Origin of the sequence: Phenylobacterium sp., from assembly GCF_041919955.1 — a bacterium.
Taxonomy (GTDB): Bacteria; Pseudomonadota; Alphaproteobacteria; order Caulobacterales; family Caulobacteraceae; genus Phenylobacterium.
On record NZ_JAYRSU010000004.1, the window covers coordinates 160,141 to 185,707 of the forward strand.

The window sequence follows — 25,567 nt, forward strand, 5'->3', positions numbered from 1 at the left end:
GATTCTAATTCGTTAACAGGAACCTCTACAGCGACGCTGCGTCAACGCGGGTCGCCATGAGCCCTGTGGATGGAATGGACGCGCGGCCTGCACCGCGCCATAAGCCCCACACTCCGCCATCAAGAGCCTGCCATGTCCCAGTTCGCCATCGTCCGTACCGTCGCCGACCTCCGCGCCCAGGTCGCGGCCTGGAAGAAGAGCGGTCAGAGGGTGGCGCTGGTTCCGACCATGGGCGCGCTGCATGAAGGACATTTGTCGTTGATCGCGCTCGCCAAGACCAAAGCTGAGCGCGTGGTGGCCAGCGTCTTCGTCAACCCGACCCAGTTCGGCCCGAACGAGGATTTCGACGCCTATCCCCGCGGCGAGGCCCGCGACGCCGAACTGCTGGCCGGCGCGGGATGCGACCTGCTGTTCGCGCCCACGGTCGCCGAAATGTATCCACAGGGCTTTTCCACAAGCATCTCGGTCACCGGGGTTTCAGAGCCGCTGGACGGCGCGGCCCGGCCCGGCCACTTCGGCGGGGTCGCCACGGTGGTCGCCAAGCTGCTGCTGCAATGCGGGCCGGACGTCGCGGTGTTCGGCGAGAAGGACTACCAGCAGCTCCAGGTCATAAAGCGCCTGGTGCGCGACCTGGACATCCCGGTCGAGATCGTCGGCGCGCCGACTTCGCGGCTGGAAGACGGCCTGGCCCGCTCCTCGCGTAACGCCTATCTCAGCGAGGCCGAACGCGAGGTCGCCGGGCGCATGAACCTGGCGCTGTCCGACGCCGTTCGCCGCCTGAAGGCCGGCGAAAGCGTAGAGCGTGTCGAGGCCACCGGCCTGGCGGCCCTGGAGCGGGCGGGCTTCCATCGCATCGACTATTTCGAGGTCCGCAACGCCGACGACCTCTCCCACCCCGGTCCCGGCCGGCTGAATGTTCCGGGCCGGGTGCTGGCCGCCGCCGTCATCGGCAAGACGCGGCTGATCGACAACATGGCGGTGGACTAGGCGTCACCAGGCGCCGGCTTCGCGCAGTTGGCGCGCCAGTTCGGGGGGGATCCCGCCGTCCTCCCCGCCTTCGAGGTCGGGCGGGACGTCCTTGCCGTCCAGATAGCGCCACCCCTGGAACGCTCGGCGCGGGGTCGGGGCGACGCGCACGATCTGCGGATCGACCGTAACCTCGCAGCGGGCCGTGACGCCGTCGCCGACCGTGTCGACCGCCAGTATCTTCTGGCGGCAGAGGATCATTCCCTTGAAGACGCGATACAGCGAGCCGCCGTCCAGCAACTCGGCGGCCCGCTTCGGCGTCTGGCGCGTATGCATGACCCACGGGACGTCTCGCCCTGCATGCCAGGCCACCAGATCCTCGATCGTGTCGCAGCCGACGACCAGCTTGACCATGTGCAGCGGCATGACGCGGCTCAGAGCGACCAGTTCGGCTTGCGCTTTTCGAGGAAGGCGCGAACGCCCTCCTGGCCCTCGGGGCTGACGCGTGCGCGGGCGATGCGCCGAGCGGTCTCCTCCATCACCTCTTCGATAGGCCGATAGGCGACGTCGTCGACCAGGGTCTTGGAATCAGCCACGGCCTCGGGTCCGCAGGCCATGATCGCGGCCGCCAACCGGTCGCGCGCGGCGTTCAGAGCCGCCGCATCGGCGACCACTTCGGTGACCAGACCGACCTTCTCGGCCTCGGCCGCGTCGAACACCTTGCCGGTGGCGAACAGCCCCCGAGCCTGGCGCGGGCCGACGGCCGCGACGACGTAGGGACTGATGGTCGCCGCGATGAGGCCGAGCCGCACCTCGGAGAAGCTGAACTTGGCGTCGGCCGTGGCAACCGCCAGGTCGCAGGCCGCCGCCAGCCCTGCCCCGCCGCCAAAGGCGCCGCCCTCGACCAGGGCGACGGTCAGGGCCGGGATGTCCCATAGGCTCTTGAGCATCTTAGCCAGCAGCATGGCGTCGTCGCGATTGTCCGCCTCTGTGCGATCGATCGCCTCGCGCATCCAGTCGAGGTCGGCGCCGGCGCTGAAGGTCCCCCCCGCCCCGCGCAGGAAAACGATGCGCACGCCCTCGGCGCCCTGCAGGGTCTCGAAAGCCTCGTGCAGAGCAGCGATCAGCTCGGCGTTGAAGGCGTTGCGTCGCAGCGCCCGGTTCAGGGTGACGGTCGCCACGCCTTCCGGCGTCGCTTCCAGGTGGACGAGCCTAGAGGCCGCGTCGGTGTCGGGCACCTCGACCAGCGGATCGGCGATGGGATTGGTCATCTCTGTCGACTCCTGCACACGTCACATGAACGCCGAACCCTGGCGAAGGATCGGCCAAGCCATAGCCCCGCCGACGCGTCCAAGCTAGGCTGCCCAAGCCAAAACCGACTCCTCCCTTTCGGAACGCGTGCTCTTGGTCAGCTTGCCCGACATTCCAACCGAATCGGCGCTGGCCCGCCTCTTCTACGAGGAGCGAGGCCAGGGCGATGCGACTTGGTTTTCCCTGCCCGGCGGATCGACCCTGTTCCAGGCCGGCGAGCCCGCCGACCATCTTTATTTCGTCCGCGCCGGTCGGCTGGGCGCCTTCCGCAAGGAAGAGACGGGCGAGCTTCAGTTTCTGGGCGTGATCCGACCGGGCGAGCCGGCGGGCGAGATGTCCCTGATCGCGGGCGCGCCGCACAGCGGCACGGTGATCGCCCTGCGCGATTCCGAAATCTTCGCCCTGCCCCGCGAGGCGTTCTTCGAGGCCTGCGAGGCCGACGCGCACGTCATGACCGAACTGGCGCGGCTGATGATCCTGCGCAGCCGTCAGGCGGCGACCAAGGCCTCGGTCGGCACGCCCTCGGTGTTCGGCTTCGTCTCCACCGCGCACGCCGCGGCGATCCGCCCGCTAATCGACAAGGTCGCCCGCGAGGTCGGAAAGCTCGGCTATTCGGTCACGGTGGTCGGCGCCGAGGCCCAGCACGCGCCGACCGAGTGGTTCTCGGAGGTCGAGCGCGACTATGACTTCGTTCTCTATGTCGCCGAGGCCGAGGACATCGGCTGGAAGACCGTGGTCGGCCGGCAGGTCGACCGATTGTTCCGGGTCGCGCGGGGGGACGCGCCGCCCCCGCCCGAAGGGCTGCCGCACAACGAACCGCTGCAGGCGCAGGGCCTGGCGGACCTGATCCTGGTGCAGCCCCGCAGCCGCAAGGCTCCGCGGGGCTCGCAGGCCTGGGTCGACGCCCTTTCGCCCGCCCGCCTGTTCCATCTGCGGCGCGACCACGCCGACGACCTGCGGCGCATGGCCCGGCTGCTCACCGGCCAATCGGTGGGCCTGGTGCTGTCGGGCGGCGGCGCGCGGGCCTACGCCCACGTTGGCGCAATCCGCGCCCTTCGCGAGCGCGGCGTGCCGATCGACTTCATCGGCGGCGTCTCCATGGGCGCGATCATCGGGGCGGGCGTCGCCATGGGTTGGCAGGGCGGCGAACTGGACGAACGCATCCGCGACGCCTTTGTCGCCACCAGTCCGCTCGACGATATCGCTCTGCCGCTACTGGCCATGACCAGAGGCGACAAGGTGCGCGAGCGGCTGGCCAAGCATTTCGACGACGTCCAGATCGCCGACCTCTGGCTGCCATTCTTCTGCGTCTCGTCGAACCTCACCACGGGGACCTATCAGCTTCACCGCAGCGGGCGGCTGCGCGACGCGCTGCGCGCGACGATCTCCCTACCCGGCGTCCTGCCGCCAGCGACGACGGACGACAACAACGTCCTGGTCGACGGGGCGGTGATGAAGAACTTCCCCGCCGACCTGATGCGCAGCGCCCAGCCAGGCCCGATCGTCGGGATCGATGTCAGCCGCGGTCGGTCGATCACCGCCGACGACGTCGCGCGACCGGAATCTGTCTGGCGGTGGATCCGATCAGGCCAGTGGCGAAAAGGCCCCCCGATCGTTTCGCTGCTGATGCGCGCGGCCACCGTGTCGACCGGCCGCGACCTGGCCGCGGCGCGCGAGGCGACCGACGTGCTGGTGACCCCGGACCTGACCGGCGTCGAAATCCGTGACTGGTCCGCTTACGACCCGGCGGTTGAGGCCGGCTATCGCGCGACCATCGAAGCCCTGGACCGGCTGGAGCGCCCGGTCACCGAACTGCGCCGCAGGCCCAGCCGTCACGAGGACGCTTCGGGCCCGCTCAGCGGTTCGTGAGCGACAGGTGATTGCGAGGGCCGCAAACCTCCCCCATATTGAAATTCCTGTTCAACAGCTGAAAGGAGGTGACCCAGTGTCTCATTGTCCTCATCCGAGAGTGGAAGCCGCGACCCGGGTCGCCGCTTACGAGGTCTCCGAGTAAGCGACACCGCGTTGCGGGCCGCTCTGCGGTCCGACAATGGAAGGGCCGGTTCCCGCAAGGGGACCGGCCCTTTGTCTTTCACCTCTCCTTCCAGCCGGCGGCCCTCGCCGCCTCCTCCCCCGCGCGGTCCAGGGGTTCGCCAACCATCATCGCATCGACCAAGGCCAGCACCGCGGGCGGCATCGCCGATGCGGCCATGCGATAGCTGCCGCCCTCTCCTGGGCTGGCTTCGGTGGCCATCCGCACCGCCCATCGCTGGCCGTCCCGGCAGGCCACCCCCGCCAGACCGTCACGCTGAATCACGAAGGTCCGGCAGTAGGCCCGCCCGGCGTCGCGGAAAGTAACGCCCATCCGCACAGGCCCGTCGTCTGCGGCCAGGTTGCGGTCGAGGGCCCGGGCCAGCTCGCCCCGCGCCTCCAAACCCTGAGCACCGCTCCCAATCGGGCTGCGGTTCAGCATCGAGACGGCCTGCCCCAGCATCACCCCCGCCACGAGGCTCGCGGCCATCGCCACCCAGGCCGGCAGCGCTAAGCGTCGGGTCCGGCCGAAATCAGGACGCGTCACCTCAGGCTCACCCAACGCCGCCGCCAGCAGCCGGTCCGGAACCGGCTCGGTCAGAAGCCCGGCGAAGGCGCCAGCTGCCGCCTCGCGCAAGGCGCGATGGCTCGCGACGCGGCGGGCGAGCTCCGAATCCCGCGCGATTTCCGCCTCCAGAACAGCCATTTCGGCTGGGCCGAGCTCGCCGTCGATATAGGCCAGTATCGTCTCCTCGCCGATCATGCCGCCCCCTCCGCCAGCCGCATCAGGACGGCGTTGCGGCCCCGTACGAGCCGGCTGGTCAGCGTTCCCATTGGAATCTCAAGCACCTCGGCCGCCTCGCGATAGGAGAGCCCCTCCACCAGCACCAAGGCCACCGCCAGCCTCTGGTCTTCCGGCAGGCGGGCGAGTTCGCGCTCGACCTCAGCCGCCTCCAGCCTGCGCTCCACGACCGCAGCGCCGTCATCGCCGACCCGCTCGCCGGCCTCTTCCGGCGCGAAGACCACGTCACGCCGTTTGCGGGCGCGAACTTCGTCGATCCAGGCGTTCTTCATGATCCGAAACATCCAACTGTCGAGCCGTGTCCCGATCGCCCACTGCGCCGATCGCGCCAAGGCCCGCTCGACAGTGAGCTGCACCAGGTCGTCGGCATCGGCGGGTTCGCGCGCCAGCACCCGCGCGAACCGTCGCAAGCGGGGCAGCAGCTCGACCATTTCGCGCCGGAATGCGTTCAAGACTCGCCTCTGTCTTGAGGATGAAACGTCCGCTCGGGGGCGTTTCATCCAAAAGATAGGCGATTTTTTCGGACCCCAGCATGGCCAAGCCTCTGCAACGAAAGTACCGACGCCGTTGGGCGCATCTGGCGGCGGCCGTCGTCCTCGCGACGACCACGCCGGCGGTGGGGCAGATCCTGCCGCGCAGTGGGCTTCCTCTTCCCTCAGTAGACCTGCCCAACCTGAGCCGGACCGACCTGCCCGACACTCGCGCTCTGACGGGACGCGCTGAAGAGCTGGCGGGTCGCACGCTGCAGCGGGCGCGCAATTTGCGGATAGAGGCCCTGCTGCGTGATCATTCGCGTATCGTCGAGGCGGACGATCATGGGGCGCCGGTCGTCCGTGGCCAGGTTCTTGCGCTCGCGCCGTCCGCGGACGCCCTCGCGAAACTGCAGGCGGCGGGCTTCGCGATCGAGGATCGCCCTGGACTGGACGGCCTGGACATTGGGCTGATCGTGCTGCGGCCGCCCGCCGGGCTCTCGGCTCGCGCGGCGGTGCGCCGCGCGAGCGAGCTCGATCCGCAAGGCCGCTACGACTTCAACCACCTCTATCTGGAGGCGGGTGGGCCCTCTTCCGAACCTCCGGCCGCACGTGCGGCCGGCGGCGTGCGGGTCGGCCTGATCGACGGCGGAGTCGACCCGCGCCATCCCGCTCTCAGGTCGGTTCGGATCGAGCAGCGCGGCTTTGCACCCGGCGGAGTCAAGCCGCGCGCGCACGGCCTGGCCGTGGCAGCTCTGCTGGCCGGCCAACAGGACCGGTTCAGGGGCGCGGCGCCCGGCGCCGACCTTTATGTAGCCGACGTCTATGGCGCGACCCCGGCCGGCGGATCGGCCGCGGCCATCGCCCAGGCGCTGGGATGGATGGCCAAGGCGCGCGTCGGCGTCGTCAATGTCAGCCTGGTAGGTCCCCCGAACCTAGCGCTGGAAGCGGCTGTCCACGCTCTGGTCGGCCGCGGGCACCTGATCGTCGCGGCGGTAGGCAATGATGGACCGGCGGCCCGGCCGCTGTTTCCAGCCGCCTATCCCGGCGTGATCGCCGTGACCGCAGTCGATGGCCGCCGCCGGCTGCTGCCCGAGGCGGGCCGGCCTCCACGGATCGACTTCGCCGCGCCCGGCGCCGACATGGCCGCGCCGGCGACAGGCGGCGGATTCGTCGGGGTGCGAGGCACGTCCTTCGCCGCGCCCATCGTCGCGGGAGCCCTGGCTCGCGATCTGCCGAGTCCCGACCCGGCCGCCGCCGCACGGGCGACGGCGCGCCTGGCGCAGGCTGCCGAAGATCTCGGCCCCAAGGGACCGGACCGGCTGTACGGCAAGGGCCTGGTCGGATTCTCGATGGTCGTTCGGCCCGCTGAGGTGGCCGCTAAAGGCATGCTGACTCAACCTTGAGAAAAAGCCGCGCCGTCTCGGGATGAAATGCGGACGGCGCGTCGTTGGACCCTGCGAGAGGCCGCCAAAGCCTCGCCCGAACGCAGGAGGACTACATGCGCAAGATCACTCTCGTCGCCGCCGCCGCCGCGGCCGCCCTCGCCTTCGCCGGGAGCGCTAACGCCCAACTGCTGGGCGGCGGCTCGCTCGGCGGCTCCGGCTCGCTGCTGGGCGGTGTCGGCGGCGGATTGGGCGGCGTGACCGGATCCCTGGCTGGTTCAGGCTCGCTGACCGGCGCCGGTTCGCTGGGCCTCGATCACATCGGTTCGCGCCTGGACGATGTTCGCGGCCGGGCCACGGACCGGGTCGAGCGCAGCCGCGACATCGCTCGCGGCGCGAAGCGGGCCGCGCTGGGCGCCGCCTCAGATGCGGCCGCGAGCGCCGCCGGACAGGCGAACAGCGCAACCGCCTCGGCCCTCGATGCGGCGAGCCGAGACGGCACGTTCGAGGCCGGGGGCGCAGGCCAGGCCGACAGCGCCTCGCAGGCCGGTCCCGCAGCGGCGTCCGGGTCCGGTTCGGGCGCGGCCGGCGCCTCCGGGTCCACCTCGCGGGAGAATGGTTTATCGCTGAGCGCCTCGGCAAGCGCCCAAGGCGCGGCCCAGGCATCCGCCGACCGTCCCCGCTAGAGGCCGCGCGCGCCGGAGAGCTCGGATAGGCGCAGCGCGGCAGAAAGGCCGTCGGGCTCGCGCCCGGCGGCCTTTCGCACGACCATTACCTGCAAGGTCATGGAGCCCGCTTCGCACCGTCGATAGGTTGCCCCAATGATCGCGACAGCAACCGCGGTGGGCGACCACCTTCGTCAATGGCGCCAGCGCCGTCGGCTCAGCCAGATGGACCTGGCGCTCGACGCCGAGATTTCCACCCGGCATCTCAGCTTCCTGGAGACCGGCCGCGCCCAACCCAGTCGCGACATGGTTCTGCGGCTGGCCGAGCACCTGGAGATCCCCTTGCGCGAACGCAACACCCTTCTGGTGGCGGCCGGCTTCGCGCCGGTCTTCCCACAGCGCTCCCTCGACGATCCGGCCCTGGCCACGGCGCGCAAGGCGGTCGACATCATCCTGGCCGGACACGAGCCGCATCCGGCCCTGGTCGTGGACCGAGGTTGGAACCTGGTCAGCGCCAATCGGATGATCGCGCCGCTGCTGGAGGGCGTCGATCCACAGCTCCTGACCGCGCCGGCGAACGTGCTGCGTCTCACCCTGCATCCGCGCGGCCTGGCGCCGCGGGTTCTCAACCTGCACGAATGGCGGGCGCATCTGCTGGAGCGTCTCAAGCGTGAGGTCGAACTGACCGCCGACGCGGGCCTCTCCGATCTACTGACCGAGTTGAGGGCCTACCCCATCAGCGACGGCCAGCCGCCGCGGAAGGCCTCGGACGAATACGGCGGTGTGGCCATCCCCTTCCGGATCACGACGCCGCTGGGCGTGCTCTCGTTCTTCAGCACCACCACGGTGTTCGGCACGCCGGTGGACGTGACGCTGTCGGAACTGACGCTGGAGACCTTTTTCCCGGCCGATCCCGAGACCGCCCAGGCGCTGCGGGTGCTGGCCGAGGGCCTCGGCGACTAGAAGCCGACGCAGGCCGGCTGGGTGACGACCAGAACCGACTCCTGACGGAAGCGGGTCTTGTAGGCCTTGCGGGCGTCGTCGAGCTTACGAACCGCCTCCGGACCGTTGGGCAGCACCAGGACGACCACCTTCGCAGCCTCGCGGATAAGTCTGTTCTCTTCGCCCTTCCACTGGCCGCCGCCATCCAGGACGGTCAGGCCGTTGGGAAACCGCGGGGTCAGTTCTTCGTCCAGGAATTTGCGGAAGTCCGCCTCGGAAACGCCCGGCTTGGCGCCGATGTTCTGACCGAAGAACAGCTGAGCCGTCCGCATCGGCTCCTGCCCGACCGGGCACGCCGGCGGCGTTGTGGCGCAGCCGGCCAGCATAAGCACGCAAGCGAGCGCCGCTATCGAAGCGATACGGGTCATCGGCGCTTGGTTAGCACGCCTAGCGCGAAGCCAGGAACGTCCCGTGGCTATTCGTCGCGCCCGAGGTCCGTCTCGCCGTCCGCCCGGCCGAGGCGATCCAGGATCATATAGACCGCCACGCCGATCAGGCCGACGCCGGCGATGCCGGCCAGCCAGACGATGGTGCCGGGATTGATCCCGCCGTTTGGCTGGGGCGGCGGCATGTTGATCGCCCAGAACAGACAGCCGCCGAACAGGCCGACGCCCGCGGCCGCAAGGCCTGCAGCCGCACCGAAGCCCCGCGTCACGCCGATCCCCTCGCCCCGGACCGGCCCCGTCAGGTCGAGGGCCGGCTCACCTCCGGACGATTGCAGCGCCGCGTCCGCGACTGGAGCAGTCTCACCGCGCGGCAGGTCGAACAGGCTCGGTTCGGAATCGTTGACCGCCGCCAGTTCCAATTTAGGCGGTTCGGGCGCCTCCTCCGGGCTCAGGTCCTCCTCCGGCGCAGTCAGCACCAGGGCGGGCGTGGAGGCGGTCTTCGGGAAAGGCGCAGGCTCTTCCTCGATCACCAGCCGCGGCGGCGGCGCCGGAATCTCGGCCGCCGGGGTCTCAGGCGGATCGCTGAAGATGGTCGCGAGCCGGGACGAAACCGCTGCGGCGGCAGCGCCCGTCGGGTTCGGACTCTCATCGTCATCCGGCTGGGCGGGCGCGCGTTCCTGGCGCTGGGCGTCGCGCTCGACCCTCGCCTGGGCGCCGTCCATCGACACGTTCAGGGCCGTCGGCGTCTGACGCGGCACGACGCCGGCGGCGTCCATGTCGATATTGGGCCGCAGCACAGGCGAAGGAACGGGGACCCAGCCGCTCACCGGCGTCAGGAACAAGGTCTTTTCGGCTGAGCGGCGACGGACCAGGGCGTCGATAACGATGACCTCGCCCTCGAACTCGGCCTTGCGCCATAGCTCCATGGCGCAGGCGGCCTGGATCAGGCTGCCCTCATTCAGGCGGCGCAGCACCGACGACCGGCGGAAGCTCTCCAGCCCGATGTTGAAGGCGAAGGCGACCAGGGCGTCGAACTGGTTTTGGTTGAGGGGCGTGAACACCCATTCGTTGACCGAATGGGAGACCGCGATCAGATCGTAGATCAGGAGAGCTTCAGCGTCCCGTTCCGAGACTTCAGCGCCCTCACGCGCCGTCAGAGTATGACCATGCCCAATGGTCCAGCGGCCATCGGGCAGCTGGGCGGACTTTCGGCGATATCCTTCGAAGCGCTTGATCAGCTCGATCGCCGATCTTGACACCTGATGACGCGGTTTCATTGGCCTGGTTGACCCATCCTGACACACGGGCGCACGCGCCCATGGCTCGGCGGGCAAGATAGGGGCCGCTTACAGCAGGATCACGCCGGCGAGACCCAGGAAGACGAAGAAACCTGTGAAATCCGTGGCGAAAGTCACAAAAACTGAGGATGAAACCGCGGGGTCCCGGCCCATGCGCTCCAGCACCAGGGGCGCGAGGACGCCGACCAGGCCGGCCACGAACAGGTTCACGATCAGCGCCAGGCCGAACGTGATCGACAGCTTTACGTCCCTGAACACCAGGAAGATGACGATACCCGTCGCCAGGGCCAGGGTCGCGCCGTTGACCAGCCCGACCACCATCTCGCGGAAGACGGTGCGGTAGGCGTTGACCTCGGACAATTCCTTGCTGGCCAGGGCGCGCACGGCGACGGCAAGGGCCTGGGTCGCGGCGTTGCCGCCCAGCGACGCCACGATCGGCATCAGCACCGCCAGGGTGACCAGCTTGGCGATCTCGCCCTGAAAGGCCTGGATCACGCTGGCGGCCATGGCGGCGGTCAGCGTGTTGACAGCGAGCCAGGGCAGCCGCGCCCGGATGATGTCGAGGACATCGGCGTTCCGGCCGGCGTCGGACACACCGGCGAGGGCCAGGATGTCTTCTTCGCTCTCTTCCTGGATGACGCCGACGATATCGTCGACGGTGATCTGGCCGACCAACCGCCCTCCGCCCTCGATCACGGGGGCGGAGATCAGGTGATACTTGTCGAAGATGTAGGCGACCTCTTCCTGGTCCATGGTCACCGGGATCTCGGTGACCGGCTCCATGAGCTGGGCCAGCGGGCTGTTACGCGGCGCGCGCAGCAAGTGGCTCACCGGAATGGCGCCGACGGGCTTGTAGCTCGGGTCCACGACATAGATGTCGAAGAACAGCTCAGGCAGGTCGTCGCCTTCCTTGCGGAAGTGGTCGATGGTCTGGCCGACCGTCCAGAATTGCGGCGCGGCGACGACCTCGCGCTGCATGATCCGGCCGGCGGTCTCGTCCTCATACGCCAGCGACGATTCGATGGCGGTCCGCTCGGTCTCCGGCATCGCCGCCAGAACCTGGACGCGCTTGTCGTCCTCCAGGTCGTCGACGACGTCGGCCGCGTCGTCGGAATCGAGTTCCTCGAGCGCCTTGGCCAGGGTGGCGGGGGAGACGGTCTCCAGCACCTCTTCGCGAATCTCGGTATCGAGCTCGGAGAGAATCTCGGCCAGGGCCTCGGGCGCCAGATGCGCCAGGACCTCTTCGCGGTAGTCCGGCGAGAGGAAGCCCATCAGGTCTGCCACGTCGGCCGGGTGCAGCGCCCCCAACAGCTCGCGCAGGCGCTCGGCGTCGCCACGGTCGGCGGCGTCCACCACCATCGCCACGAACTCAGGATTTAGCGCATAGTCCTCGCCGAGGGCGAGGTCTTCCAGGTCTTCTTCGAGCTCAGGAGAGGTCTTGTCGCGGGCCTCGGTCAGGTCGGCCGTTTCGCGGCTCATGCGGACCTCCCCAGACGTGCGACGAAGATTTGCTCTAGCGCTGTTGAAGACCCTGATTCACTGGTGCGGTCGAGAAGACTCGAACTTCCACGGGTTGCCCCACAGCGACCTCAACGCTGCGCGTCTACCAATTCCGCCACGACCGCTCGTGGTGAGGCGCGGCAGGTAGCAAACCCCCGCGGCTTTGTGAAGCCCTACTGACCACCTGCCATGAAGTCATACACATCCGCCGCACGCGTAACGGCGATGGAGATGCGATCTTCGTTGATCTGAATCTCGCCGCGGGCGACCGGATGGTTGTTCGCCAGGATCCAGACTTCCTCGTTCACGCCGGCGTCGAGCGGAATCACCGCCCCGCGCCCCATGCGCAGAAGCTGCTGCATCGGCAGGGTCGAACGGCCGAGAAGCACGGAGATCTCGACGTTGACTTCGTTGATCTGACCCAAGACGCGGAGCCCTTGAAACTCTAAGACACAGGAGGCGACGGGGCTTTGCCCAGGGTCGCCCGAACACCACATTGGGTCCGACATGCTTGACCGCTCGTTAAACATTGCCGCGGACGGCCCGATCTTCGGTCGCGAGGACGGACGGGCGGCCGGCTGGGCGGTGAGCCGGGGCCGCATCCCCTACCCCGAAGCCGTCGCGGCAATGGAGGCGCGCGCCGCGGCCATCGCCGACGGGACGGCCGGGGAACTGGTCTGGCTGCTGGAGCATCCGCCGCTTTATACGGCTGGGGTTTCGGCCAAGGACACAGACCTGCTCGAGCCGGATCGATTCCCGGTGTTCGCCAGCGGCCGCGGCGGGCAATTCACCTATCACGGGCCCGGGCAGCGGGTGGCCTATGTGATGCTCGACCTGACCAAGCGCCGCCGCGACGTGCGCGCTTTCGTCGCGAGCCTGGAGGCCTGGGTGATCGGCGCCCTGGCCCGCTTCAGCGTCGAGGGCGAGATTCGCGATGGTCGCGTCGGCGTCTGGGTGGAGCGGAAGAGCCCCGGCGCGCCGCCCCGCGAGGACAAGATCGCGGCCATCGGCGTGAAGCTGCGCCGGTGGGTCTCGTTCCACGGCGTCTCGGTAAACGTCGAGCCGGACCTCGCCCATTTCTCGGGCATAATCCCTTGCGGCCAGACCGAGCACGGCGTCACCAGCCTGGTGGACCTCGGCCTGCCGGTGACGATGGACGAGGCCGATGAGGCGCTGAAGGCGAGCTTCCGTCTGGTGTTCGGCGATGTCGAAGAGGCGCCTGCGCCGGTCTAACTTCCCTCCCCGGTCCCAGGGGCAGGAGGGGCCGATTACGCCGCTAAAGGGCGCAACGGGTTAGCGCCGTAGCGATTCGCACCCATCTCGCCCGGGAGAACGCCGAGTTCGACCACCGCCCAGACCAGGGCGATGCCGAACAGGAAGTCGAAGAAGCCGACCGGACGCGGCCAGACAGCGACCAGGGCGAACAGGATGAGCGCCGCCCACCAGCCTGACTTTCCCCGGTCGTGCAGCCGCTTTGAGAGCACGCAAGCGCCGCAATAGATCAGCCCCGGATAGACGAACCAACCAGTAAGCCAGTGGAGGGTGACGCCCACGACGGCCTCGTAGACCGCCGCCAGGCCCAGCAACATGGCGGCGGCGATCAAGAACGGCCCACGCGCCAGACGGCCGTCTGCTGACAAAAGCAGGGCTGCCCAGTCGGTTTGGCCGTTCATGCGCGCGGACCCTCTGCGGATTCGCCGAACTATAGCCTAGGCGAATTCCACCAGCACCTCGTCGGCGGCCACGCTATCGCCGGCCTTGGCCCCGACCGACTTCACGACCCCCTCGCGCTCGGCGCGGATGATGTTCTGCATCTTCATCGCCTCGACCACGGCCACCGCCTGGCCGGCCTGCACCGACTGGCCCGGTTCGACGTCCAGGCTGACCACCAGGCCCGGCATGGGCGAGAGGATCATCTTGGAGGTGTCGGCGGCCTTCTTCGGCGGCAGCTTCTCATGCAGCTCGGCCGAGCGCGGCGTCAGCACCAGGACGTGCCGCGTGCAGGCGCGGTGGCGAACAACGAAGCCCTCGGCCGCCGGCTTGACCAGCGCCGTGAACGGCTGGGCGTCCAGCACCGCGCGGAACAGCGGCTGGCCCGGACGCCAGTCGATCTGCGTCAGGCTGAGGGTGCGGCCATCCTCGAAGGCTACGTGAAAGGCGTCGCCGCCGTTCGAAAGCCTGACCTTGCGCTTGTCGTGGCCGGCCACGACCACCCACTCGTCGCGAACGAGCTGCGGCGCGCTACGGGCGGTCAGCCGCCGGTGCATCGCGCAGGCCACTGCGGCCATCAGGTCTGCCTGGAACGGCGTCGGCTCGGTCCCCGCAAAACCATCGGGGAATTCTTCCTTGATGTAGTTGGTCGACAGCGCGCCTGAGCGGAACCGCTCCTGATCCATGACTGCGGCCAGGAACGGGATGTTGTGGCCCGGCCCCTCGATGTGGAAGTCCTCGAGGGCGCGCCCCATGGCGTCGATGGCCGATATGCGGTCCGGGCCCCAGGTCGACAGCTTGGAGATCATCGGGTCGTAAAACATCGAGATCTCGTCGCCTTCTCGGACGCCGGCGTCGTTGCGAACCTTGATCGCCTCGAAATTCCCCTCCTCCGGCGGCAGGTAGCGCACCAGGCGGCCGATCGAGGGCAGGAAGCCGCGATAAGGATCCTCGGCGTAGATGCGGCTCTCGACCGCCCAGCCGTTGATCGCCAGATCCGACTGTCCGAAAGCCATCTTCTCGCCCGCGGCCGAGCGGATCATCTGCTCGACCAGATCGACCCCGGTGATCATCTCGGTGACCGGATGCTCGACCTGCAGACGGGTGTTCATCTCCAGGAAGAAGAAGCTCTTGTCCTGGCCGGCGACGAACTCGACCGTGCCGGCGCTGTCGTAGTTGACGGCCTTGGCGAGCGCGACGGCCTGGGCGCCCATGGCCGCGCGGGTCGCCTCGTCCAGCAGCGGCGACGGCGCTTCCTCGATGACCTTCTGGTTGCGGCGCTGGATCGAGCATTCGCGCTCGAACAGGTGAACGACATTGCCGTGCTTGTCGCCCAGCACCTGGATCTCGATATGGCGCGGGCTTTCGATGAACTTCTCGATGAAGATGCGGTCATCGCCGAAGCTGGCCTTCGCCTCGGCGCGGACGGCCGGGAATCCCTCCTCGACGTCCTGAGGCTTCCACGCGACGCGGATGCCCTTGCCGCCGCCGCCGGCCGAAGCCTTGATCATCACCGGATAGCCGATCTCGCCGGCGATCTTCAGGGCGTGGGCGACATCGTCGATCTCGCCGACGTGACCGGGCACGGTCGAGACGCCGGCCTTGGCCGCGAACTTCTTGCTCTCGATCTTGTCGCCCATCGCCTCGATGGCGGCGGGGTTAGGGCCGATGAAGACGATCCCTTCGGCCGCCAACCGCTTGGCGAAGCCGGCGTTCTCGGAGAGGAAGCCGAAGCCCGGATGCACGGCCTGTGCGCCCGTCTGCTTGCAGGCGGCGACGATCTTGTCGGCCGCCAGATAGCTCTCGGCCGCCGGCGCGCCGCCGATGAAGACGCTCTCGTCGGCCATTTCCACGGCCATGGAGTCCGCGTCCGCCTCCGAGTAGACGACCACCGTGGCGATGCCTAGCCGGCGGCAGGTCTTGATGATGCGGACGGCGATCTCGCCGCGATTGGCGATCAGGATTTTCGAGAACATTGAACCTTTAGCGCAGCTTAACGGCCGTTCCAGCGGCGGTGACCATGAGCATGCCGTTGTCGACGCCCATGGCTTCGTAGTCGAGATCGACGCCGACCACGGCGTCGGCGCCCAGCTTGGCCGCTTCCTCGCACATCTCGCGGATGGCGATGTCGCGGGCCTCCCTCAAGGCTTTCTCATAGCCGCCGGCGCGGCCGCCGATGATGTTGGTGATGCCGGCGAAGAGATCGCGGAAGATGTGGGCCCCGATGATGGCCTCGCCGCTGACCACGCCAAGCGTGCGGGCGATGTCCCGCTCGGCGACGTGGGGCGTCGTGCTGGTGATCATGGCCTCATTCTCCGGCGGTCTTTCGCGTTGCCTTCCGAGACCTTAGATTGGAGCCCATGAGCACGCCAGCCGCCTCCCTTTCCGGATTCGACCTGACACCGCCGGACGCGGCGGAACGCAAGGCCCTCGAAGCAGGACTTTCCCAAGAGGAAGCCGACGTCCTGCTGCACCACGGCACCGAGGCCCCCTTCTGCGGCGGCCTGTTGGATAACAAGGAGGACGGCGTCTATTGCTGCCGCCTCTGCGCCCTGCCGCTGTTCCGCGCCAAGACGAAATTCGAGAGCGGCACCGGCTGGCCCAGCTTCTTCGCTCCGTTCGACGAGGCGCATGTGATCGGGGTGCGGGACGTCAGCTACGGCATGGTCCGCATCGAGACCCGCTGCGCCCGCTGCGACAGCCACCAGGGGCATGTCTTCCCCGACGGTCCGCCGCCGACACGGCTGCGCTATTGCATCAACTCCGTCTCGCTGGAGTTCGTCGCCGATGGCGAACCCCTGCGCGACCCGCTCGGACGCGGCGATGAGGCTGCCCTCCAGGCCCATACAAGCTGACGCGCGAGGGCTTGGCGGACCGGACGTAAACCGGGCAACCTCCCCGAAAACACAAGGGAGGCGCGGGCCATGAAGGACTTCGCGGGAAAGATCGCCGTCGTCACCGGCGGCGGTACAGGCATGGGCCGGGAACTGGCCCGGCAGCTGGTCGCCGAGGGTTGCAGCGTCGCCATGTGCGACGTCTCCGCCAAGGCCATGGCCGAGACCGTCCGGCTGATCGAGGCCGATGGACGGCCCCAGGGCACCAAGGTTTCGACCCACATCGCCGATGTCTCTCTGGAAGGCGCGCTGATCGCATTCCGCGATGAGCTGGCGGCCGAACACCAGACCGACCGTATCCACCTGCTGTTCAACAATGCCGGCATCGCCGGCGGCGGCAGCGTGGTCGCCGACAGTCGCGCGGCCTGGGAAAAGACCTTCAACGTCTGCTGGGGCGGGGTCTATCTTGGGGTGCGGACCTTCCTGCCGATGCTGATGGCCGCCGACGAAGCCCACATCGTCAACACCTCGAGCGTCAACGGCTTCTGGGCCAGCGTCGGCCCCAATACCCCGCACACCTCCTATGCCGCCGCAAAGTTCGCGGTGAAGGGCTTCACGGAGGCGCTGATCACTGACCTGCGCCTCAACGCGCCGCATGTGAAGTGCTCCGTGGTGATGCCCGGCCACATCGGCACCTCGATCGTCGCCAATTCCCGCAAGGTCCAGGCCGGAACCGATTCCGACGAGCTCGGCCCTGACGAGATCGCACAGGCGCGGGCGCGCATCTCCGCGGCCGGTATCGACACAAGTCAGCTCAGCGACGCGGCGGTAGCCGCCCTCAGCGCCGACGTGGCGCGGCGGTTCCTGGAGGACGCGCCGATGACCGCCTCGGCCGCGGCCAAGGTGATCCTGGAAGGCGTCAAGGCCGAGCAGTGGCGCATCCTGGTGGGCCACGACGCCCATGAGATCGATCAGTGGGTGCGCCGCGATCCGGAGCGGGCCTATGAGCCCGAGTTCTTCGCCGACTTCGCCCAGCAGGTCGGCTGGAAGGTCGGAGGCTAGAGGCCCAACTCGGCGGCGGCCAGTTCGGCTATGGAAAGATCGAAGTCCTCGCTTTCCCAGTCCTGGCCATCTTCGAGAATCCAGGCCGCCGACAATCCGCTGTAGGCGAGGATCCACATCAACAGCCTCTGGGGCTCCATGGCCGCGCGCTCGGCCACCTGCGTCAGGTAGCGCTGCAACCGGCCGGGTTGTAGCGCGGTTGCCGTGTCCGGATTGCAGAAGGGGTTGGCGTAGTCGTAACCGCGTTCGCCCAGCACGCCCTTCGGGTCGATCGCCAACCAGCCGCGTGAACCGAAGTCCAGGATGTTGGCGTGGTGGACGTCGCCGTGCAGGGCGACCACGTCACGCGGCTCCGACAGCAGGTTGCGGGCGACGGCCTCGGCCTTGGCCAGCACCCCGCCGTGCGCCGCAGCAGCGGGCGCAAGCGCGCGGAACCAGACATCCAGCGGAACCAGGGTGGCGGGCAGCTCTGGTTGACGAGGCGCGTGCAGCACCGCGACGGCGTCGCAGATGATGGCGGTCGCCGCGTCGTCGTCACCGGCCTTCGACATTTCGATCAGCGAGCGCGATCCGATGGCGCGCTCCAGCAGCAGCGCCTCGCCCTCGCGCTCCAGCACGCGGGCGGCGCCCTGCCCGCCCCACCATTCCATCAACGCGCCGCCGGCGATTTCCTCGGGAGCGGAGCTGATCTTGAGCATGGCAGGTATCGCGCCACGCCTCACAGGCTGCAGCCAACTGCCGGTGTACTCGGTAGTGAAGGCCTCGCCGTCGGGAGTCAGCCCCCAACGTTCGAGCCACGGCTGAAGTGATGATCGCGACACGCCCGCCATTTAGGAAGCGGGCGCGTCGCGGCCAAGATCGACGCGTTCAGTTCTTCGGCGTGCGGGAAGCCGTCTGCATCTGCGCCTCGTGGGCGCTGTCCCCGAAACCGGTCCCGGATCCTGTCAGCGGATCGCCGCGCCGGACGCGGAGATTGTTCTGAACGTGGGTCACCCCGCTCAGATCTTCGACCAGACGCTCTGCGCGATGCTTGGCTTCGCGCTCTGGCACCGTGCCGTTCAGCGTCACCTCGCCGCCGGACACGGCGATGGAAATGCCGCTGGCGTCCAGCCAGGGGTCCTCGGTGAGGCGCTCGTTGACCTCGTCGCTTATCCGCTCGTCGGTGCGCTTGTATCCGCTGGGGCCGCGGCCGCGGTGCTGCGCATCGCCCTCACCGAACCAGGAGGCCATGCGGTCGCCGGCCCGTTCCCAGAAGCTGCGATGCTCATCCGGCTGATGGTGGCCCTTATGATCGGCATGGTGATCGCCATAGGCCACGCGGTAGGCGTGCTCGCGACGCGCGTCCTCGTCATAGCGAGCCGATCGCTGGGCCGACAGGGCGCCGCCCTCGGTGATCGAATAGGGCGCATACTCGTCGCCATAGGTCCGGCGGCGTCCGCCGTCGCCCAGGTAGCGGGCCCGCTCGCTCGAAGCGCCGTAGCCATAATAGCCGCCCGCGCCGTAGCGCGGCCCGGTGTAGTCCACGCCGCGTTCGCGCTCGCCAAACACGCGGCCGCGGCGAGCGTCCCGCGGATCGAAGCTGCGCTCCTGGTAGGTCGCCTCGCCGTAGTCTTCCCGTTCGTACTCGTCGCGGCCATAGCGGCCGTAGCGCCGCTCCGGATCCATCCGGTCGCGTTCCTCGCGCTGATCCATCCACCTGCCGGGCATGGTCTTCCTCCTTTGGTTCCCTTGCGGGCCAAACGAGAGAGGCGGGCGGCGGTTCCTTGACGTTCCCGCGAGCTAGAGCGGGATATTGTCGTGCTTTTTCCAGGGATTGCTAAGCTGCTTGCCCTTGAGGTTCTTCAGCGCCCGGGCGATCCGGCGGCGCGTGGAATGGGGCATGATCACGTCGTCGATATAGCCGCGGCTGGCGGCGACGAACGGGTTGGCGAAGCGTTCCTTATACTCGGCCTCGCGCGCAGCAATGGCGTCAGTGTCGCCGATCTCCGAACGGAAAATGATCTCGACCGCGCCCTTCGAGCCCATGACCGCGATCTCGGCTGTCGGCCACGCGTAGTTCAGGTCGCCGCGGATGTGCTTGGAGCTCATCACGTCATAGGCGCCGCCATAGGCCTTGCGAGTGATCAACGTCACCTTCGGTACGGTCGCCTCAGCATAGGCGAACAGCAACTTCGCCCCATGGCGGATCAGGCCGCCCTGCTCCTGCTTGGTCCCCGGCATGAAGCCCGGTACGTCGACGAGCGTGACGAGCGGGATGTCGAAGGCGTCGCAGAAGCGCACGAAACGCGCGGCCTTGCGGCTGGAGTCGATGTCGAGGACGCCGGCCAGGACCTGCGGCTGGTTGGCGACGATGCCGACCGTCGCCCCCTCCATGCGGCCGAAACCGCAGATGATGTTCTTGGCGAAGTCCGGACTGATTTCGAAGAAGTCGGCTTCGTCGACGACCTTCAGGATCAGTTCCTTCATGTCGTAGGGCTTGTTCGGGTTGGCCGGAACCAGGGTGTCGAGCGAGGCCTCCACGCGGTCGGGCGAGTCGTAGCTCTCGCGTTGCGGCGGTTTTTCGCGATTGGAGAGCGGCAGGAAGTCGACCAGGCGGCGCACCTGGGTCAGGGCCTCAAGATCGTTCTCGAACGCGCCGTCGGCGACGCCCGACTTGATGGCGTGGACGCGATAGCCGCCCAACTCCTCGTGGGTGACTTCCTCGTGGGTCACCGTCTTCACCACGTCCGGGCCGGTCACGTACATGTAGGATGTGTCCTTCACCATGAAGATGAAGTCGGTGATCGCGGGCGAATAGACGTCGCCGCCCGCGCAGGGCCCCATGATCACGCTGATCTGTGGGATGACACCGCTCGCCAGGGTGTTCTGGAGAAAGATGTCAGCATAGCCGGCCAGGCCGTCGACGCCTTCCTGGATGCGCGCGCCGCCAGCGTCGAACAGGCCGATGATCGGGGCGCCGACCTTCAGGGCCTGCTCCTGCACCTTGACGATCTTCTGGGCGTGGGCGTTCGAAAGCGAACCGCCGAAGACGGTGAAATCCTTGGAGAACACGAAGACCAGCCGGCCGTTGATGCGTCCCCAGCCCGTGACGACGCCGTCGCCGGGAATCTTCTGCTCGGCCATGCCGAAGTCGGTCGCCCGGTGCTCGACGAACATGTCGAACTCCTCGAACGAGCCTTCGTCGAGCAGCAGGTCCAGGCGTTCGCGCGCGGTCAGCTTGCCCTTGCCGTGCTGGCTCTGGATGCGGCGCTCGCCGCCGCCCAGGCGGGCTTCGTCGCGGCGCTTCTCAAGCTCTTCCAGGATATGCTTCACGGCCAGACTCCAAAATGAGTTCAAAGGCGTAGTCGGACGATCCCGGCGTGGCAACATTCCCGCCGCGTCAGGGCGCCGGCCGTATGGCCGGCAGCGCGCTTAGAGCCTGCGCCGCGTGGTCCATGAAGGCGCGTGCCTTGGTCGACAGCCGCCGGCTGGGGGCGACCAGCTGGACCGGCGAGGCCGGCGGCTCGTAGTCGCGCAACAGCCGCACCAGGGCGCCGGACCGCAGGTCGTCGAGCACCTGATACGACAGGGCCCGCACCAGGCCGCGCCCGGCCTTGGCGACCACGAGCGCGGCGTCGACGCCGTTGACCTGCATCCGAGGGGCCAGCCGCACCGTCTGGTCGCGGAAGCGCCACTCCGGGCCGGCGCCCGAAAAGCCGCTGTAGATCACCTCATGCTCAGCCGTTTCGCGCGGCGTAGTCGGCGCCCCACGGCGCGCCAGATAGGCGGGCGAGGCCAGCACCATCCGCGTCACCTCGCCTACCTTGCGCGCCATCAGGCCGGAATCGGCCAGCTGGCCAATGCGCAGGCCGACATCGATGCGATCGTCGATCATGTCGAGGTTATGGTCGTTAAGCACCAACTCGACGCGCACCTGTGGATGCAGGTCGAGAAAACTGGCGACGATCGGCGTCATGTGCAGGCGCCCGAACACCACCGGCGCGGTCACTGCCAGATCGCCCTGCAGCGGCCCGTCGTCACCGACCTCCAGCGCCTCGTCATAGGCCGCAAGCAGCCGCCTTGCGTGCGCTTCCAGTCGCCGCCCCGCCTCGGTCGGCGCGAGGCGACGGGTCGTCCGCTCGACCAGCCTCGCCCCGGCTCGCGCTTCCAGGGCGGCGAGCACGCGGGTCACGGCCGGCGCCGAGCGACGCAACCGACGCGCCGCGCCCGCGAGGCTGCCAGCCTCCAGCACGGCCACCAGGACAGAGAGTTCGTCCAGCCGATCCATAATCATTCCATTTTTCGGAAGGGTATATTCCGAAACTGCGCGATTATCACCACCAAACGCAACGCCTAGCTTCCAGGCTCCATGATCGAGGAGCCTTCGATGACCAAGCTACGCCTCCACGGCACCGCCCTGTCCGGACACGTCCATCGCGTCTCGCTGTTCCTGAACATCCTGCGGCTGGAGCACGAGTTCGTGGAGGCCGGCGCCCAAGTCCGCGCCAGCCCGGAATTCCGCAAGCTGAACCCGCTGGGGCAGATCCCCGTGCTGGAGGACGGCGAGCTGGTGCTGTCCGACTCCAACGCCATCCTGGTCTACCTGGCCAAGCGCTACGACGCCGGCGGGCCGTGGCTGCCCGAAGACCCGGTCGGCGCGGCCCGCGTCCAGCGGTGGCTGTCGATCGCCGCGGGCGAGGTGATGTACGGCCCCGGGACCGCCCGCCTGATCGCGCTCTGGAATGCGCCGGGCGATCCGGCTCGCGCCCAGGCGATCGCCGAGCGGCTGCTGACCTTCATGGAAACGCATCTGGCGGGGCATGACTATCTGGCGGCCGCAGGCCCGACCCTGGCCGACCTCGCCTGCTATTCCTACGTCGCCCACGCGCCCGAGGGCCGGGTCTCGCTGGAACCCTACCCCGCCGTCCGTGACTGGCTGGCGCGGATCGAGGCCCTGCCCGCCTTCGTGGCGATGCCGCGCTCGCAGGTTCCGGCATGAACGATCCGTTTCACGACGGCGAACGCCAGGCGCAGAGCCTGGCGAACGCCGAGACCCCCCCTTTCGTGGCGGGCATACGCGACTTCATGCCCGACCAGCATCGCGAGTTCTTCGCCGGCCTGCCGTATCTCTTCGTAGGGGCCCTGGACGAAGCAGGCTGGCCGACGGCAACCGTCCTGGCCGGCGAGCCCGGCTTCATCGCCAGCCCCGCCCCCCGAACCCTGGAGATCGCTCTGGATGCGCCTGGCGATCCGGTCGCCGAGCGCCTGACACCGGGCGCGGAGGTCGGCATGCTGGGCCTCGACCTCTCGAACCGCCGCCGCAACCGTGTCAACGGCGTCGTGGCCGCGCGCCAGGACCGGCGGCTGACGATCGACGTGCTGCAGAGCTTCGGGAATTGCCCGCAGTACATCCAGACCCGGCTGGCCGAGACGGGTCGCGCCCCCCCTGGGCCGGTCGAGGGCTTCGATGGCCTGGATACAGAAGCCGAGCAGACCCTTGCGACAACCGACACCCTGTTCGTGGCCAGCCATGCCAGCGGCCCCAACGGCGGCGTCGACATCTCGCACCGGGGTGGCCTGCCGGGCTTCGTGCTGCGCGAGGGGCCGGTGCTGACCATCCCGGACTATCGCGGCAACCGCTTCTTCAATACGCTCGGCAATCTGGTTTCCGATCCGCGCGCAGCCTTGCTGTTGGTCGACTTCCAGACCGGCGACCTGACGGCGCTGCAAGGTCGCGCCCAGGTACTGTGGACGCCGCCCGGCGACATGCCCAAGGCCGAACGGGCCTGGACGCTGACCGTCGAGCGAGGCCAGCGGCGGCGACGCGCCCTGCCCCTGCGCTGGGCGTTTGGCGCCTTCGCCCCGACCACTCTGGCGACGGGCGGCGAATTGGCGCCCTAGGCCACGAGCTGATCGCGCCAGCGCGCATCGCGGAGCGACGGGCGGCGGTGGAGCCGACGGTCGAGCAGCGCGCGGGCCTTCGCCGCCTGGCCACTGCGCATCAGGGCGATCAGGAGCGTGTCCTCGATCACTTCGCGCTGGGCGCCGCTGCCACCGATCCGCACTACCTCGGCGGCGGCGGGTTCGAGGATCGCCGCGCAGCCGGCGAAGTCTTCGGCAGCGAACGCCAGCGCCCCGCGGCAGATCGCCGGAACCACCGGACCGGCGGCCATGGCGCCGGTTTCGATCAGGCCCTCCAGGGCGGCGATGCGGGCGGCAAGCGCCGTTTGGTCCCCGGCCGCGGCCTCGATCAGGCCCATATGCGCGTCCACGAAGGCGTGCCGCGCGTTCGGGAAGGCGGCGCGGCCGTAGTCTGCGATCTCGCGCCACAGGTCGGGCGGCGCCCGGTGACCATAGGCGTCGAGCCGCCACAACAGCGAGGCTCCGTCGCTGACGACATTTATCGGCACGCCCTTCGACACCGCCGGCCGGACGTGTTCGCCGTAGATGGCCAGCGCGGCGTCCGCATCACCACGCTCAAGGGCCGTCAGCGCCGCATGCCAGGCGATATGGGCGTGAAGGATGCCGTTGCGGTTGTAGCCGGGCAGCCAGGACGTAATCAGAGCATCGGACTCCTCGCCCGCCCCGCTCTCGAACATCGCGTGGGCCAGGGCGTGGACGCCGTTGGCGTTCTCGCGCCGCAACGCCATCGAGCGTTCCAGCATGGCCCGGCCACGAGCGACCTCCCCGTTCTCGGCCAGCGACCAGCCGTAGGAGGCGAGGAACCACCAGTCGTCGGCGCCGAACTGGCCGATGTGACGTTCACACAGATCGACCCGGGCCTGATCGTGATCGGCCATGCCCGAGAACGCGAAGAGGCCGAAAGCGCCGAGCGGCAGGGACAGGATCATCACGTCGCGCGGCCAGGTCTCTGCGTGCTCCAAGGCGAGATCCAGAGCCGGCCGGGTCTGGCCGGCGACGGCCAGGGCCAGGACGCCGACGTGGCTGCGCTCACGCTCCGTGCCGCGGCGCGCGACCAGTTCGACGGCCGCAGCAATCTGCGGACGCGCCTCGTCGGGCCGGGCGTTGATCGCCTGGTGCCGCGCGCGCGCCGCATGCGCCAGGGCGAAGTTCGGGTCGGCGGCGATGGCGGCGTCGAACTTCTCCAGCGCACCCGGCCAGGCGCACAGCATGAGCTCGACGCCCTCGCGATAGCATGCCGCCGCGGCCTCCGACGTCGTGGAGAGCGGCAGATCGTAATTGTCGTGGTTCACGGCTGGGACCCGATTCCTGCAGATCGGACGAGCCTAGCGGCTTATGCGTCCTTCGCACCTCAACTCCCTGACGCGAACGGCGCTGGACCTGGACCATGGATCGCATCGGCCTGTCGCCCTCCGGACCAGGACCGCAGGCAAGCAGGCCCGGCGTCGGCGCTAGGCCAGCGACTTGAACCAGCTTTCCAGCATCTGGGCCTCGGCCAGCAGGCGCGCGGTGCGCTCGGCCGCCTCCTCGTCGACGCCCCACTTCTCTTCCTGATAGGCCTCGTCGATGCGCGAGAGGGTCCAGGCTTCCTCGCCGGTGAGCCAGCCGCGCTGCAGCGCAAGCGCCAGCACGGCCGAGCCAAACAGCGGCGTGCCGAACGCAACGCCGGTCAGGGCGAAGTCGTCGAGCTCCAAAGCCAAGGCCTGGACCTTAGCCAGGGTTTCTTCCGGCTGGTCGGCATGGACAATGCCGGTGGCGCGCTGGAAAACCAGCGCCAGTTCCTGTTCGGCCCGGCGCAGAACCGGTTCCCAACCGGCGACCTGGCGCTCATAGAGGCTGTCGCCTTTCTCCGAAAAATAGCAAAGCAGGTCGCTGGCGGCGTACTGCGCCACCTGCGCAGCGGTAGATTCACGCGCCTGGGGCACGGCCTCGATGGCGGTGAAGGCCAGGCGGGTAACGTGCATTGCGGCGATCTCGATGTGGACCTTCTGGGCGTCCCACTCGGCCGCGACCATCTCGGCCAGCGCCCGAGTAGGCGCTACGAGCTTGCCGCCCCGGGGCGAGCGAACATTGCGGCCGTCGAGCTTGACCGCGAAGCCGCCGTCCTCGGCCACCACCGCGACGTCCTTGTAGAACCGCTTGGGCTTTTCGCCCGGCTCGATGAAGCCCTTCTGCACGCGCATCTCCTTGCTGGGCGTGCACATGACCGCAGGCGGCGCATTGCGCAAGCCGGGCCTTGCCACG

General features: G+C 68.6%; 27 protein-coding genes and 1 tRNA gene. 10 read left to right on the forward strand and 18 right to left on the reverse strand.

Going from position 1 to position 25,567, the window contains the following annotated elements:
- The first annotated feature begins 132 nt into the window (after positions 1-132).
- Positions 133-987: a pantoate--beta-alanine ligase gene (gene panC, locus ACE3T2_RS05545; protein WP_374655538.1), complete on the forward strand. Its 855-nt coding sequence runs from the start codon at positions 133-135 to the stop codon at positions 985-987.
- Between the two features lie 3 nt (positions 988-990).
- On the opposite strand, the gene ACE3T2_RS05550 is transcribed toward panC, so the two are convergent.
- Together ACE3T2_RS05550 and ACE3T2_RS05555 are read right to left on the reverse strand one after the other, a co-directional pair.
- A complete protein-coding gene (locus ACE3T2_RS05550) occupies positions 991-1,392 on the reverse strand; it encodes a DUF1489 family protein (RefSeq protein WP_374655540.1) in 402 nt (133 codons plus the stop codon).
- Positions 1,393-1,400: 8 nt separating this feature from the next.
- Positions 1,401-2,237, reverse strand: a complete 837-nt coding sequence (locus ACE3T2_RS05555) for an enoyl-CoA hydratase-related protein (protein ID WP_374655542.1) — start codon at positions 2,235-2,237, stop codon at positions 1,401-1,403.
- Between the two features lie 133 nt (positions 2,238-2,370).
- Between ACE3T2_RS05555 and ACE3T2_RS05560 the strand changes: the two genes are divergently transcribed.
- Positions 2,371-4,146, forward strand: coding sequence for a patatin-like phospholipase family protein (locus ACE3T2_RS05560; RefSeq protein WP_374655662.1), 1,776 nt, complete (start codon positions 2,371-2,373; stop codon positions 4,144-4,146).
- Positions 4,147-4,369: 223 nt separating this feature from the next.
- Here ACE3T2_RS05560 and ACE3T2_RS05565 read toward each other — a convergent pair whose 3' ends face one another.
- Together ACE3T2_RS05565 and ACE3T2_RS05570 are read right to left on the reverse strand one after the other, a co-directional pair.
- Positions 4,370-5,071, reverse strand: coding sequence for an anti-sigma factor (locus ACE3T2_RS05565; protein ID WP_374655544.1), 702 nt, complete (start codon positions 5,069-5,071; stop codon positions 4,370-4,372).
- Positions 5,068-5,562: a sigma-70 family RNA polymerase sigma factor gene (locus ACE3T2_RS05570; protein ID WP_374655546.1), complete on the reverse strand. Its 495-nt coding sequence runs from the start codon at positions 5,560-5,562 to the stop codon at positions 5,068-5,070. The genes ACE3T2_RS05565 and ACE3T2_RS05570 overlap by 4 nt, the downstream gene beginning before the upstream one ends.
- A gap of 80 nt (positions 5,563-5,642) precedes the next feature.
- Here ACE3T2_RS05570 and ACE3T2_RS05575 point away from each other — a divergent pair, with 80 nt between their 5' ends.
- From ACE3T2_RS05575 to ACE3T2_RS05585, 3 genes are all read left to right on the forward strand, one after another.
- On the forward strand, positions 5,643-6,986 hold the full coding sequence (locus ACE3T2_RS05575; protein ID WP_374655548.1) for a S8 family serine peptidase: 1,344 nt from the start codon (positions 5,643-5,645) through the stop codon (positions 6,984-6,986).
- 95 nt (positions 6,987-7,081) lie between these two features.
- Positions 7,082-7,651, forward strand: a complete 570-nt coding sequence (locus ACE3T2_RS05580) for a hypothetical protein (RefSeq protein ID WP_374655550.1) — start codon at positions 7,082-7,084, stop codon at positions 7,649-7,651.
- Between the two features lie 135 nt (positions 7,652-7,786).
- Positions 7,787-8,593 (forward strand): helix-turn-helix domain-containing protein, encoded by an 807-nt coding sequence (locus ACE3T2_RS05585; protein ID WP_374655552.1) that lies wholly within the window; start codon positions 7,787-7,789, stop codon positions 8,591-8,593.
- On the opposite strand, the gene ACE3T2_RS05590 is transcribed toward ACE3T2_RS05585, so the two are convergent.
- The 5 genes from ACE3T2_RS05590 to ACE3T2_RS05610 form a co-directional block, all read right to left on the reverse strand.
- Positions 8,590-9,000 (reverse strand): DUF3574 domain-containing protein, encoded by a 411-nt coding sequence (locus ACE3T2_RS05590; RefSeq protein ID WP_374655554.1) that lies wholly within the window; start codon positions 8,998-9,000, stop codon positions 8,590-8,592. The two genes, ACE3T2_RS05585 and ACE3T2_RS05590, sit on opposite strands and share 4 nt — an antisense overlap.
- Before the next feature lie 47 nt (positions 9,001-9,047).
- Complete coding sequence (locus ACE3T2_RS05595; protein ID WP_374655556.1) at positions 9,048-10,295, reverse strand: glycoside hydrolase family protein; 1,248 nt, start codon at positions 10,293-10,295, stop codon at positions 9,048-9,050.
- Between the two features lie 69 nt (positions 10,296-10,364).
- Entirely contained in the window at positions 10,365-11,795 is a 1,431-nt protein-coding gene (gene mgtE / locus ACE3T2_RS05600; RefSeq protein ID WP_374655558.1) for a magnesium transporter, read from the reverse strand.
- A 61-nt stretch (positions 11,796-11,856) separates the two neighbouring features.
- Positions 11,857-11,941 (reverse strand) — tRNA-Leu (locus tag ACE3T2_RS05605).
- Positions 11,942-11,989: 48 nt separating this feature from the next.
- Positions 11,990-12,313, reverse strand: coding sequence for a FliM/FliN family flagellar motor switch protein (locus tag ACE3T2_RS05610; protein ID WP_374655664.1), 324 nt, complete (start codon positions 12,311-12,313; stop codon positions 11,990-11,992).
- A gap of 10 nt (positions 12,314-12,323) precedes the next feature.
- Here ACE3T2_RS05610 and lipB point away from each other — a divergent pair, with 10 nt between their 5' ends.
- Positions 12,324-13,049, forward strand: a complete 726-nt coding sequence (gene lipB / locus ACE3T2_RS05615; RefSeq protein WP_374655560.1) for a lipoyl(octanoyl) transferase LipB — start codon at positions 12,324-12,326, stop codon at positions 13,047-13,049.
- A 35-nt stretch (positions 13,050-13,084) separates the two neighbouring features.
- Here the strand turns inward: lipB and ACE3T2_RS05620 are convergent, their stop codons facing one another.
- Genes ACE3T2_RS05620 through ACE3T2_RS05630 form a run of 3 tightly spaced genes read right to left on the reverse strand, consistent with a single transcriptional unit; the run spans position 13,085 to position 15,830 of the window.
- Complete coding sequence (locus ACE3T2_RS05620; RefSeq protein WP_374655562.1) at positions 13,085-13,489, reverse strand: DUF805 domain-containing protein; 405 nt, start codon at positions 13,487-13,489, stop codon at positions 13,085-13,087.
- A gap of 36 nt (positions 13,490-13,525) precedes the next feature.
- The gene (locus ACE3T2_RS05625; protein ID WP_374655564.1) at positions 13,526-15,502 is read right to left on the reverse strand and encodes an acetyl-CoA carboxylase biotin carboxylase subunit; all 1,977 of its coding nucleotides are present in this window, start codon (positions 15,500-15,502) and stop codon (positions 13,526-13,528) included.
- A 7-nt stretch (positions 15,503-15,509) separates the two neighbouring features.
- Positions 15,510-15,830 carry a heavy metal-binding domain-containing protein gene (locus ACE3T2_RS05630; protein WP_374655566.1) on the reverse strand — a complete coding sequence of 107 codons (321 nt, stop codon included), beginning with the start codon at positions 15,828-15,830 and terminating at the stop codon, positions 15,510-15,512.
- A gap of 56 nt (positions 15,831-15,886) precedes the next feature.
- Here ACE3T2_RS05630 and msrB point away from each other — a divergent pair, with 56 nt between their 5' ends.
- Positions 15,887-16,381 carry a peptide-methionine (R)-S-oxide reductase MsrB gene (gene msrB / locus ACE3T2_RS05635; RefSeq protein WP_374655568.1) on the forward strand — a complete coding sequence of 165 codons (495 nt, stop codon included), beginning with the start codon at positions 15,887-15,889 and terminating at the stop codon, positions 16,379-16,381.
- A gap of 69 nt (positions 16,382-16,450) precedes the next feature.
- Positions 16,451-17,422, forward strand: coding sequence for an SDR family oxidoreductase (locus tag ACE3T2_RS05640; protein ID WP_374655570.1), 972 nt, complete (start codon positions 16,451-16,453; stop codon positions 17,420-17,422).
- Here the strand turns inward: ACE3T2_RS05640 and ACE3T2_RS05645 are convergent.
- The 4 genes from ACE3T2_RS05645 to ACE3T2_RS05660 form a co-directional block, all read right to left on the reverse strand.
- Positions 17,419-18,252, reverse strand: coding sequence for an aminoglycoside phosphotransferase family protein (locus tag ACE3T2_RS05645; protein ID WP_374655572.1), 834 nt, complete (start codon positions 18,250-18,252; stop codon positions 17,419-17,421). The two genes, ACE3T2_RS05640 and ACE3T2_RS05645, sit on opposite strands and share 4 nt — an antisense overlap.
- Before the next feature lie 37 nt (positions 18,253-18,289).
- The gene (locus ACE3T2_RS05650) at positions 18,290-19,129 is read right to left on the reverse strand and encodes a BON domain-containing protein (RefSeq protein WP_374655574.1); all 840 of its coding nucleotides are present in this window, start codon (positions 19,127-19,129) and stop codon (positions 18,290-18,292) included.
- Between the two features lie 72 nt (positions 19,130-19,201).
- On the reverse strand, positions 19,202-20,734 hold the full coding sequence (locus ACE3T2_RS05655; protein ID WP_374655576.1) for an acyl-CoA carboxylase subunit beta: 1,533 nt from the start codon (positions 20,732-20,734) through the stop codon (positions 19,202-19,204).
- Positions 20,735-20,801: 67 nt separating this feature from the next.
- Positions 20,802-21,689: a LysR family transcriptional regulator gene (locus ACE3T2_RS05660; RefSeq protein ID WP_374655578.1), complete on the reverse strand. Its 888-nt coding sequence runs from the start codon at positions 21,687-21,689 to the stop codon at positions 20,802-20,804.
- A gap of 99 nt (positions 21,690-21,788) precedes the next feature.
- Here ACE3T2_RS05660 and ACE3T2_RS05665 point away from each other — a divergent pair, with 99 nt between their 5' ends.
- Positions 21,789-22,400, forward strand: a complete 612-nt coding sequence (locus tag ACE3T2_RS05665; protein ID WP_374655580.1) for a glutathione S-transferase family protein — start codon at positions 21,789-21,791, stop codon at positions 22,398-22,400.
- Entirely contained in the window at positions 22,397-23,302 is a 906-nt protein-coding gene (locus tag ACE3T2_RS05670; protein ID WP_374655582.1) for a pyridoxamine 5'-phosphate oxidase family protein, read from the forward strand. Before ACE3T2_RS05665 ends, ACE3T2_RS05670 begins: the two co-directional genes overlap by 4 nt.
- On the opposite strand, the gene ACE3T2_RS05675 is transcribed toward ACE3T2_RS05670, so the two are convergent.
- Together ACE3T2_RS05675 and ACE3T2_RS05680 are read right to left on the reverse strand one after the other, a co-directional pair.
- Entirely contained in the window at positions 23,299-24,615 is a 1,317-nt protein-coding gene (locus ACE3T2_RS05675; protein WP_374655584.1) for a tetratricopeptide repeat protein, read from the reverse strand. The genes ACE3T2_RS05670 and ACE3T2_RS05675 overlap by 4 nt on opposite strands.
- 159 nt (positions 24,616-24,774) lie before the next feature.
- Positions 24,775-25,566 (reverse strand): ATP12 family chaperone protein, encoded by a 792-nt coding sequence (locus tag ACE3T2_RS05680; protein WP_374655586.1) that lies wholly within the window; start codon positions 25,564-25,566, stop codon positions 24,775-24,777.
- Position 25,567 lies beyond the last annotated feature (1 nt).

What these genes read in the sequence shown, in the direction of transcription:
- panC (WP_374655538.1), top strand. Translation starts at nt 133, where the DNA reads ATGTCCCAGTTCGCCATCGTCCGTACCGTCGCCGACCTCCGCGCCCAG.
- ACE3T2_RS05550 (WP_374655540.1), bottom strand. Translation starts at nt 1,392, where the DNA reads ATGCCGCTGCACATGGTCAAGCTGGTCGTCGGCTGCGACACGATCGAG.
- ACE3T2_RS05555 (WP_374655542.1), bottom strand. Translation starts at nt 2,237, where the DNA reads ATGACCAATCCCATCGCCGATCCGCTGGTCGAGGTGCCCGACACCGAC.
- ACE3T2_RS05565 (WP_374655544.1), bottom strand. Translation starts at nt 5,071, where the DNA reads ATGATCGGCGAGGAGACGATACTGGCCTATATCGACGGCGAGCTCGGC.
- ACE3T2_RS05575 (WP_374655548.1), top strand. Translation starts at nt 5,643, where the DNA reads ATGGCCAAGCCTCTGCAACGAAAGTACCGACGCCGTTGGGCGCATCTG.
- ACE3T2_RS05580 (WP_374655550.1), top strand. Translation starts at nt 7,082, where the DNA reads ATGCGCAAGATCACTCTCGTCGCCGCCGCCGCCGCGGCCGCCCTCGCC.
- ACE3T2_RS05585 (WP_374655552.1), top strand. Translation starts at nt 7,787, where the DNA reads ATGATCGCGACAGCAACCGCGGTGGGCGACCACCTTCGTCAATGGCGC.
- ACE3T2_RS05590 (WP_374655554.1), bottom strand. Translation starts at nt 9,000, where the DNA reads ATGACCCGTATCGCTTCGATAGCGGCGCTCGCTTGCGTGCTTATGCTG.
- ACE3T2_RS05595 (WP_374655556.1), bottom strand. Translation starts at nt 10,295, where the DNA reads ATGAAACCGCGTCATCAGGTGTCAAGATCGGCGATCGAGCTGATCAAG.
- mgtE (WP_374655558.1), bottom strand. Translation starts at nt 11,795, where the DNA reads ATGAGCCGCGAAACGGCCGACCTGACCGAGGCCCGCGACAAGACCTCT.
- ACE3T2_RS05610 (WP_374655664.1), bottom strand. Translation starts at nt 12,313, where the DNA reads ATGTGGTGTTCGGGCGACCCTGGGCAAAGCCCCGTCGCCTCCTGTGTC.
- lipB (WP_374655560.1), top strand. Translation starts at nt 12,324, where the DNA reads ATGCTTGACCGCTCGTTAAACATTGCCGCGGACGGCCCGATCTTCGGT.
- ACE3T2_RS05620 (WP_374655562.1), bottom strand. Translation starts at nt 13,489, where the DNA reads ATGAACGGCCAAACCGACTGGGCAGCCCTGCTTTTGTCAGCAGACGGC.
- ACE3T2_RS05625 (WP_374655564.1), bottom strand. Translation starts at nt 15,502, where the DNA reads ATGTTCTCGAAAATCCTGATCGCCAATCGCGGCGAGATCGCCGTCCGC.
- ACE3T2_RS05630 (WP_374655566.1), bottom strand. Translation starts at nt 15,830, where the DNA reads ATGATCACCAGCACGACGCCCCACGTCGCCGAGCGGGACATCGCCCGC.
- msrB (WP_374655568.1), top strand. Translation starts at nt 15,887, where the DNA reads ATGAGCACGCCAGCCGCCTCCCTTTCCGGATTCGACCTGACACCGCCG.
- ACE3T2_RS05640 (WP_374655570.1), top strand. Translation starts at nt 16,451, where the DNA reads ATGAAGGACTTCGCGGGAAAGATCGCCGTCGTCACCGGCGGCGGTACA.
- ACE3T2_RS05645 (WP_374655572.1), bottom strand. Translation starts at nt 18,252, where the DNA reads ATGGCGGGCGTGTCGCGATCATCACTTCAGCCGTGGCTCGAACGTTGG.
- ACE3T2_RS05650 (WP_374655574.1), bottom strand. Translation starts at nt 19,129, where the DNA reads ATGCCCGGCAGGTGGATGGATCAGCGCGAGGAACGCGACCGGATGGAT.
- ACE3T2_RS05660 (WP_374655578.1), bottom strand. Translation starts at nt 21,689, where the DNA reads ATGGATCGGCTGGACGAACTCTCTGTCCTGGTGGCCGTGCTGGAGGCT.
- ACE3T2_RS05665 (WP_374655580.1), top strand. Translation starts at nt 21,789, where the DNA reads ATGACCAAGCTACGCCTCCACGGCACCGCCCTGTCCGGACACGTCCAT.
- ACE3T2_RS05670 (WP_374655582.1), top strand. Translation starts at nt 22,397, where the DNA reads ATGAACGATCCGTTTCACGACGGCGAACGCCAGGCGCAGAGCCTGGCG.